This is a genomic window from Acinetobacter sp. YH12128 (genome assembly GCF_013418655.1).
In the GTDB taxonomy this organism is placed as follows: domain Bacteria; phylum Pseudomonadota; class Gammaproteobacteria; order Pseudomonadales; family Moraxellaceae; genus Acinetobacter; species Acinetobacter amyesii.
Map to the genome: position 1 here is coordinate 1 of NZ_VPBO01000047.1, position 8,798 is coordinate 8,798.

4 protein-coding genes, 3 pseudogenes and 1 other annotated feature are annotated in these 8,798 nt (G+C 38.4%); of the genes and pseudogenes, 5 read left to right on the forward strand and 2 right to left on the reverse strand.

Going from position 1 to position 8,798, the window contains the following annotated elements; genetic code table 11:
* Both FTU64_RS15905 and FTU64_RS15910 read left to right on the forward strand, forming a co-directional pair.
* Positions 1-4,382, forward strand: a 4,382-nt coding sequence (locus tag FTU64_RS15905; RefSeq protein ID WP_180060286.1) for an RHS repeat-associated core domain-containing protein, incomplete at its 5' end; no start/stop codon positions are given.
* Positions 4,382-4,843 (forward strand): hypothetical protein, encoded by a 462-nt coding sequence (locus tag FTU64_RS15910; RefSeq protein ID WP_180036286.1) that lies wholly within the window; start codon positions 4,382-4,384, stop codon positions 4,841-4,843. The genes FTU64_RS15905 and FTU64_RS15910, both read left to right, overlap by 1 nt.
* A 60-nt stretch (positions 4,844-4,903) precedes the next feature.
* Here FTU64_RS15910 and FTU64_RS15915 read toward each other — a convergent pair.
* Positions 4,904-5,218 (reverse strand): annotated as a pseudogene (locus FTU64_RS15915) (transposase); the annotation flags it as partial.
* A gap of 40 nt (positions 5,219-5,258) precedes the next feature.
* Positions 5,259-6,478 (reverse strand): IS3 family transposase gene (locus FTU64_RS15920; protein ID WP_100249712.1). Its coding sequence is split into 2 segments (ribosomal slippage): positions 5,259-6,202 and positions 6,202-6,478, totalling 1,221 coding nucleotides; the frame shifts between segments, so codons are not numbered across the junction.
* Positions 6,087-6,203, reverse strand: a sequence feature (AL1L pseudoknot). Its footprint overlaps the gene before it by 117 nt.
* 63 nt (positions 6,479-6,541) lie before the next feature.
* Here FTU64_RS15920 and FTU64_RS15925 point away from each other — a divergent pair.
* The 3 genes and pseudogenes from FTU64_RS15925 to FTU64_RS16455 form a co-directional block, all read left to right on the forward strand.
* A pseudogene (locus FTU64_RS15925) lies at positions 6,542-7,291 on the forward strand (RHS repeat-associated core domain-containing protein); the annotation flags it as partial.
* A gap of 660 nt (positions 7,292-7,951) precedes the next feature.
* Positions 7,952-8,230, forward strand: coding sequence for a hypothetical protein (locus FTU64_RS15930; protein ID WP_180036263.1), 279 nt, complete (start codon positions 7,952-7,954; stop codon positions 8,228-8,230).
* A gap of 501 nt (positions 8,231-8,731) precedes the next feature.
* Positions 8,732-8,798 (forward strand): annotated as a pseudogene (locus FTU64_RS16455) (helix-turn-helix domain-containing protein); the annotation flags it as partial.

The following is an 8,798-nucleotide window of genomic DNA, read 5'->3' on the forward strand; positions in this document are numbered from 1 at the left end:
AAGCTGAAGCGCATGTACGTATGGCATTGCGTCCTTTGTTGGGGCTAATGGCTGAAAAGCTCTATCCAGAAAATGGCAAAATTCAAGAGGCCGATCTTCGCCGTATGTCTTTGCATCTGAATGCACAGATTGCAGGGGATTTAGAAAAGTTTCTGACTGAAACACAGGCCAAACTTCCCGCATTATTAAGTGGCGCAACAACTTTAGGCACGTCTATTCTAAATACTTTTGCAGCGCCGATTCAGTCAGGACTGGTTTCACCCACTATTAGTTTTGGTGCAACTGCGGAAAAGCGTGATCCGACAGAACAATTTAGCAATTGGGCAAAACCGCTGATTGATTTAAGTAAAACTAGCGCACTTGCCAATATGCTGCCTAAAATAAGGAAAGAACAAACAGGCACGCTGCTACAAACTCAAGCAACTCAGGCATTGAGTTCATTTCCAAATGAAATTCAACGTCAAGCTAACGCAGGTCTAAAATACAGTTTGGCATGGCTAATTCAAGAAACCTTAAAAGCCATTAAAACGCAAGGTAACAAAGCCAATGCCAGTGTGCCGATTAATCAAACTGGGGAACATGAGCAGCACACCACAGGGGATACTTTAGAGTTTGTGACGCTGCAGGCCGATGCACTGAATAATCCGCCTTGCCAAGGGGCTGACTCGCAGTCTAAGCACAGTATCAGCTATTCTATCGGTGCTGAACGGGTCAATCATACCGATTTTTATTTACCTAAAGTGGGTTTCAGCTTTAGCCGTCAATATAACTCGCAAATGCATGAGTTTGACCAAAGCCTCATGGGTGCGCGTTGGATGATGCCTTTTTCGAATGTCATTTGCCAAAATAAAAACGGCTATTTGTTTATAGACAGCAATGGCCGCAAGCATCAGCTGCCTGCATCAATTGTGTATGAGGCTTATACGGTGCCTTATGAAGGCTTTAGTATAGAACCATTAGAAAATGAAGACTTGCTGCTGAATTTTGGTTCAGCGTGGAGTTTTCATTTCCATAGCTTTAATGGCGGAAAACACTATCAGTTGATTCAGCAATTTAATGAAGAAACAGATGAAAAAGTTGCTTTAAGTTATATTTTGTTTGAGCAGCAGGCTTATCTACAAGGTATTGATTTTCAATTGAAACGAGGCAAGCATCAGCTCAAGTTTGCCTTTAATGATCAAGTAAAAGTTATCGCTGCTTTTGTGGATGAACAGGCAGAGCCAGTTTCACGCTATGAATATGATACGCAAGGTAATTTAATTCAGGCAGTGGATCAAAATGGCCATGTACGCAGCTATGAATATAATGATGCGCATCAGCTGAACGGTTATACCGACCGTACTGGTCGTGGGCAAAATATCCGTTATGAATCAAAAGAGGCGAATGCCAAAGCCATCGCAGAATGGGCAGATGATGGTAGTTTTAAAACACGTTTGGAGTGGCACCCGAGACTGCGCCAAGTTGCTGTGTACGATGCTTATGATGTGCCAACCTATTACTATTTTGACTTAGATGGTTTTACCTATCGCATACGCTTAGCCGATGGCCGTGAAAAATGGCTATCGCGTGACAGTCAAAAACGTATTACCCGTCAAATTGATTTTGCAGGCCTAGAAACCGAACAAGTTTATAACGAGCAAGATCAGCTGATTAAAATTGTACAGCCGAATGGAGGCATCATCCGTTTTGCCTATGATGAAGCAGGAAATTTGACGGAAACTAAAGATCCAGAAGGTCATATTTGGAAAAAAGAATACGATGCAGACGGTAATGTAACGAAGGAAATTAATCCTTTAGGTTATAGCACGCAATATAAATACAACAACGATAATCAAGTTGTAGAAATCATTGATGCCAAAAGCGGCGCTAAAAAAATTCAATACAATGATTTGGGGCAAATGACCGCATATAGCGATTGTTCAGGTAAAGAGAGCGCATGGGAATACGATGAAGAAGGCGCACTGACGGCCCAGCAGTCTGCTGATGCACAGCAAGTCAAATATATCTACAGCACAGATGGCAAAGACAAAGGCCAGCTTAAAGCAATTGTCTACCCTGATGGTTTAAAAGAACAATTTGAGCATGATGAAGAAGGGCGCTTGCTCAAGCATACGGATACCAAAGGTTTAAGCACGCAGTACCGTTATAACGCTGCGGGTTTGCTCGAACAGCGTATAGATGCGAACCGTCATCAAATTGGCTACCAATGGGATCAGCAAGGCCGTATTCAAAAGCTGATCAATCAAAACCATGCAGAATATTTATTTGAATATAACCGTTATGGTCAATTGGCACGTGAACAGGCTTTCGATGGCGAAGAAAAATATTATAGCTACAATGAAAACGGTCAGCTGTTCCAAATCCGTCAGCCAAATGTGTTTACTCAATTTGCATATTTTGCTGATGGCGCAATCGCTTCAAAAACTTATACCCATGTACAAACTCGTGTAAGTCAAACAGAAGAATTTGAATACAACCTGAATCATCAGTTGAGTAAGGCGACGAATAAAGACAGTCAAATCGATTTTTATCGCAACGCGCTTGGCCAATTGGTCCGTGAGCATCAGCATTATAAAGTGCCGCATTTAACTCCGCTGACGGCTGTGCTGCGTTATGAATATGATGTGCTGGGAAATTTAACTCAAACGATTCGCCCTGATGGACAGGTTCAAAGCAATTTGAGTTATGGTTCAGGTCATATCTATGGAATCGCATTTAATAAACAAGATATGGCGGCGTTTCAACGTGATGACTTGCACCGCGAAACCACTCGTATGCTGGCGAATGGCTTAATTCAGACTAAAAATTATAATGATGTAGGTTTACTCACTTCGCAAATCATTCGACCAGAACAGGAAACCGTCGGTCGCACACAGCATCAAGCAGAACGACATTATCAATATGATCAAAATTATTTGCTCACCCAAGTAAATGACAGCCGATTAGGTAAGCTGACGTATCAGTATGATGCCATTGGCCGTTTAACACAGAGTAAAAGCCTACATCAAACAGAAAACTTTGCTTTTGACCCTGCGGGGAATTTAATTGACCCGATTGCCACGCAAGCATCTCAAGTGAAAAGTAATTTGATCGCTCAATATAAGGGTAAAAACTATAAATACGATGCACAAGGTAACGTGATTGAAAGCAGCCATGCAGGCAAAGCATTAAAACTGACGTGGGATAACCTGAACCGTTTGATTCGCAGTGATCATAATGGTCAAGTGACTGAATATGGTTATGATGTATTTGGACGGCGTTTATATAAGAAAAATCAAAATGCGCAAACCCTGACCTTATTCGGCTGGGACGGTGACTTGATGATTTGGGAGTCACAGCAATCTAATAATGCTGATGAAAACTATACTAAGCATTATGTCTATGAAGCAAAAAGTTTTGTACCATTACTCCAAACAGGCTATACAGGATTTATCAAACTGATTGAGACCCCAGACTATTCAAAATTCCAACGTGAACCTTACTCAATTTATAAAGACCCTGTATGGAAAACAGAAACGAGAAAGAACAAAGCAGAGCTAGAACGCGTTGCTTTTTATCACTGTGACCAAGTGGGAACACCGCAAACCTTAAGTAATGAACGTGGTGAATGTGTCTGGGAGATCGTGCAGGATACGTGGGGCAATACGCAGCAAATCAGAGCCAGTGACAATTTGTTAGAACAAAGTAATATCCGTTTTCAGGGGCAATACTATGATGTTGAGACAGGCTTGCACTATAACCGTTATCGTTATTACGAGCCGTACAGTGGACGTTATGTGAGTAAAGACCCGATTGGGTTGATGGGGGGCTTAAATAATTCAGCTTATGTCAGTGATCCGAATCAGTGGGTGGATCCTATGGGACTAATTGTACATATTGTTTTTAACAAATCGAATGGAACAATTAAAGGTTCTGATTTAGATTCAAAAGAAACAATAGGTATAAATGGCGTTTTCACAGGTGGATATGCAAGTGTAGATCATATGACTCAACAAGTAACTAATTTATCACTAGATGAGTCGCAAGCTATTCCAAGAGGGAGATATTGGATAATCCCACATGAGGGTGAAGGTAAAGAGCATTGGTACAAGCTTTATGCAGTCGATATGCATACAGATGATTTTACTTATGATTTTAATAACAAGAAAATGAGAGGCTATTTTAGACTTCATCCAGGAACTTATAGTACAGGCTGTGTGACTATTCCCTCTTCAATGGGAGCAAAAAATGGAAATGTGAAGTGGGATAAATTATCTAGTTTTATACAAAAAACGAACAAGCATAAAGCGCTTGTTTTTAAAGGAGGGGATTTAGAAAGCAAAAGGAAATTTGGACACAAGCCAGATTTTGTTGACCTTTATGGAATATTGGATGTTGAGTAATGAAAAAATTTTTTATAACTGTTATTTTTTGCTGCACTATTTTATTTATATATTTAATTGGTAGTGGGTATTTTATCGATAAAGAGTGTGAAATTTCTATTGAAAAGTTCAAAGTTCAAAGTAAAATATTGAATATTAGTGAAAAATCAATAAAAGTGTTTGAAGATACAGGGTATAATTTTGTATGTGAAGATTCTGATGATTTTATGTATAAAATTAATAGACTACCGTATAAAGTAGATGATGAAACATTTACTGAATTAATAGCAGTGGTTGTAATGAATTTTTATTATAATAGACCTGAATTTTCAATTATTCTTGATAATTTAAGTACAGTGCAAAAGTCAGAAGTTGAAAAAAAAATAGAAGAATTTATGAAAAATAGCACTTATATGAAAACCAAAAGTTTGGAAGATCTAGAGAAACTAAGCTACATAAAAGCTATTTTACAAGGTAATTAGTAAGTAATGACTTTGTTGCACAAAGATTTAAAAAGTAAAACTCCCTTAAGCAACTCAAATTTAAGTGACAACTCGGGTATGTGATCTGCCTAAGTCTGTAAATTTATTTAAAATGGCTATACGGGCATGTACTTCATTGACTTGGCTTTGAAAGTTCTTAGCACTGAGTTTATCGCCTAATAATTTAATGCAGTACATCTTAGTTTCAACCAAACTTCGCCGATGATAGCCTGACCATTTTTTCCAAAGCGATCTACCTAGCTGTTTGACTGTTTTTAATAACTCGTTCCGCGCTACTGACTTCGCTTGCTGATCTTTCCACGGCTTTGCATTCTTCCTAGGTGGAATGATCGCATGTGCATCTCGATCTAAAATGTGAACCGTACCGGGTTTGTCGGAGACTTTTTTATTTAAGTTAGGCCACCTGACCTAACGGATTAATTTTATCATAGTACATTGCTTCAAAATCAAAAGGTGGCACATAACCTAGTGCACTATGTACACGCTCTTTATTGAACCAATCTACCCAATTTAATGTCGCAAGTTGTACATCCGCTAAACCTTGCCAATCTGCTTTTAAATATTCAATCACCTCTGTTTTGTATAAGCCATTCACTGTTTCAGCCAAAGCATTATCGTATGAATCACCGGTCGTACCGACTGATGCTCGTAAATTTGCTGCTTCTAAACGATTGGTATAACGAATGGAAAGATATTGCACACCTCTGTCACTATGATGAATCACGTTCTTTGGCATGCCTCGATCATGCAATGCTTGCTCCAGTGCATCGAGCACCATGTCTGTATTCATCCGTGTTGATACTTTCCATCCAACAATTGCTCGCGAGAACACATCAATAATAAAGGCGGTATAGACCCAGCCTGAATTTGTTTGAATATACGTAAAGTCAGCGACCCACAGCTGGTCAGGGTGATCAGCACTAAAATTGCGTTTCACCAAGTCATCTGCTCGTTTTTGATCATCTCGGCTATGGGTAGTTTGTTTATTCTTACCTCGCCAAACACCTTGTATACCTAGCTTTTGCATCAATCGAGCAACTGTACAGCGTGCAATAATATAGCCTTCACGTTTCAGTTTTTGCCAAACTTTACGTACACCATATCGACCTGAACTTTCCTTCCAAATTCGTTTAATTTGTTCAGCATGATGCAAGTCATGTAGATCTCGCTTTGCTCGATGTTCTGGGTTTTCGCAGAGATCTAGAGTCCGGTAATAGGTTGAGGGTGCGATCGGTAAAATTCTACAAATCGCCTCGACTCCGTACAGCTCTTTATTATTATGGATAAAATCCACCATTATTTGTGTGGGCGGTCGAGTTCCGCCTGGGCGAAAAAAGCGGCTGCTTTACGTAGAATCTCATTGGCGCGTTGCAGTTCTTTATTTTCGCGTTCGAGTTGTTTGATACGTTCTTGGTCTGAAAGCTGCTGTACTTTAACTGGATTTAGTTTATCTAAATATTTTTGATACCAAACACGTAGTGTTTCAGGAGTACAACCTATCTTGGGAGCAATAGCGGTGATCGCAGCCCAATTCGATGGATAATCTTTTTCAGATTCAATCAATAATTGAACCGCTCTTTCTCTGATTTCAGGGGCATATTTTAATTTTGTCATCGGGATAGTCTCTCAGAATATTGACTCTCCGACAAACCCGGTACGGTTCAATGACTTGTCTGCATTGAAAGCAGCCCTGCAGGTAAAACTTTAAAGCTGACATGGGATAACTTAAACCGCCTGATTCAAAGTGACCACAATGGTCAAATCACAAGCTATGGTTATGATGTGTTTGGAAGACGTTTATTTAAGATTAACAAACCAGAATACAGCTTAACTTTATTTGGTTGGGATGGTGATTTAATGATCTGGGAGTCGCAACAGTCAAACAAAGATCAAGACAATTCTCAGCATGATAAAAACTACACCAAACATTATGTTTATGAGCCGAATAGCTTTGTACCGCTGCTGCAAACAGGTTACGCAGGGTTTATTAAACTAATTGAAACACCCGACTACTCAAAGTTTAAAACAGAACCTTATTCAATCTATAAAGACCCGATATGGAAAAACGAAACGAGAAAGAACAGAGCTGAATTAGAGCGAGTAGCGTTTTATCACTGCAACCAAGTGGGGACGCCACAAACTTTGAGTAACGAGCTGGGCGAATGTATTTGGGAAATCAAACAAAATACATGGGGTAGTGCTTTAGAGATTAATACTAGTGATAATTTATTAGAGCAAATCAATATCCGTTTCCAAGGTCAATATTATGACCATGAAACTGGATTGCATTATAACCGATATCGTTATTATGAGCCACATAGTGCAAGGTATGTGAGTAAAGATCCGATTGGGTTGTTTGGTGGGTTAAATAATTCAATTTATGTGAGCGATCCGAATCAATGGGTCGATTCGATGGGGTTGATGGCACAAGGGGAAAGGGAAAAAGTTGCTGCGAATAATGCGTTAGTTGAAAAGCATGCAGCTGAAAGATTCGCTCAACAAAAAGCTGCTTGGCAAGTTTCAAAAATAAAAGATGCAAGATCCAAACAACAAAATAGACCAAGTACTGGAATATTGGGTGCATTATTGCCAGGAACTATGTCAAGTGTTGCGAAAAATAAGCAAGATGCAAATGTTTTAAGAAATCAGCAAGGAATGAGAAATGTAGGTACAGTTGGAGCTGCCGCCGCTACTTTACCATATGGAGTTACAGTAATTAGTGGCGGTTTTGGAGCAGGTGCAAAGGCACCAATAATGGGTGCTGTTGGTTCTGCTGCAGTAGACGGTGGTTTTCAAACATTTGATAGTGTTAGATGTAAATGCAATGCCTATAATTATAAGCGAACTCTTGGTGTAGCTGGTGTGGGAGCATTAGCAGGAGGAGTTGGCGCAAATCTTGCAAAAGCAAATGGAGTAGAATATGTTACAGCTATGAATTTCTATAAAAATACTACAAATACTATTGGAAAAAGAATATTTTATGGTCAAACAGCAGTAAAATCTATTACAACAAAGCCTATTAAAGAGAATCCGAGTCTAAAGTTAGATGAACCACAGTACAGTAAATAATAAAGGAAGTACTTTTATATGTTCAATATAATTATTGAAATTGTGTTAGGTACATTTATATCTAATCTGAAAGCAGATAATCATCCCTATTTGTTTTGTTTTATAAAGGGGGTTTTACTGGGGTTGACAGGATTTTTTTTAGCCGTTATTTATAATTATTTTAATGATGATTATATAATGCCTTTTAATGATCTAATGTTTTTCTTTTTAATAACTCAAACGATAGGTATTGTAGTTTCAGTAATTTTTCTTATAATTGAATATTTGTTTCCAGATAAAAAAAACGAAGACTTTTAAAATATTTTAGGTGTAGGTGTTTGAAAAATATGTGTATTAAATTTACCAAAAAAATGTGATTGAAACCAGCCAAATAAGCAGAAACCTTAATCGCTTAATCCAAAGTGATCACAATAGTCAAATCACCATTTATGGTTATGATATATTTGGAAGACGAATATCTGAACAAAGTCAAATAGTTAATCAAAATTAAGTGGAACACAGCCTGACATTATTTGGTTGGGATAGTGATTTGACGATTTTCGAGTCGCAACATTACACTCAAAGCAATAATAAAATACAAGAGAACTTACAGCATACAAGTTACACCAAGCATTATTTTTTGAACCAAATAGTTTTACCATTTTTTCAAACAGGCTATGCAGGTTTTATTAAGTAGATTGAAACCTCAGACTATTCACGTTTCCAAACAGAACCTTATTCAATTTTATAAAGACCCGATAAGTTGACAAAAATAACTAATCATGCGAAAAAGTTTTTTTAGTTAACAGATGTTCACCCATGCCTCGAATTGTTTCTGTACCACTTAGTTTAGAACAGCGAGAACGACTCATTTTTCTGGCCAAGC

Coding starts and splice junctions, on each gene's coding strand:
- FTU64_RS15910 (WP_180036286.1), top strand. CDS start 4,382: ATGAAAAAATTTTTTATAACTGTTATTTTTTGCTGCACTATTTTATTT.
- FTU64_RS15930 (WP_180036263.1), top strand. CDS start 7,952: ATGTTCAATATAATTATTGAAATTGTGTTAGGTACATTTATATCTAAT.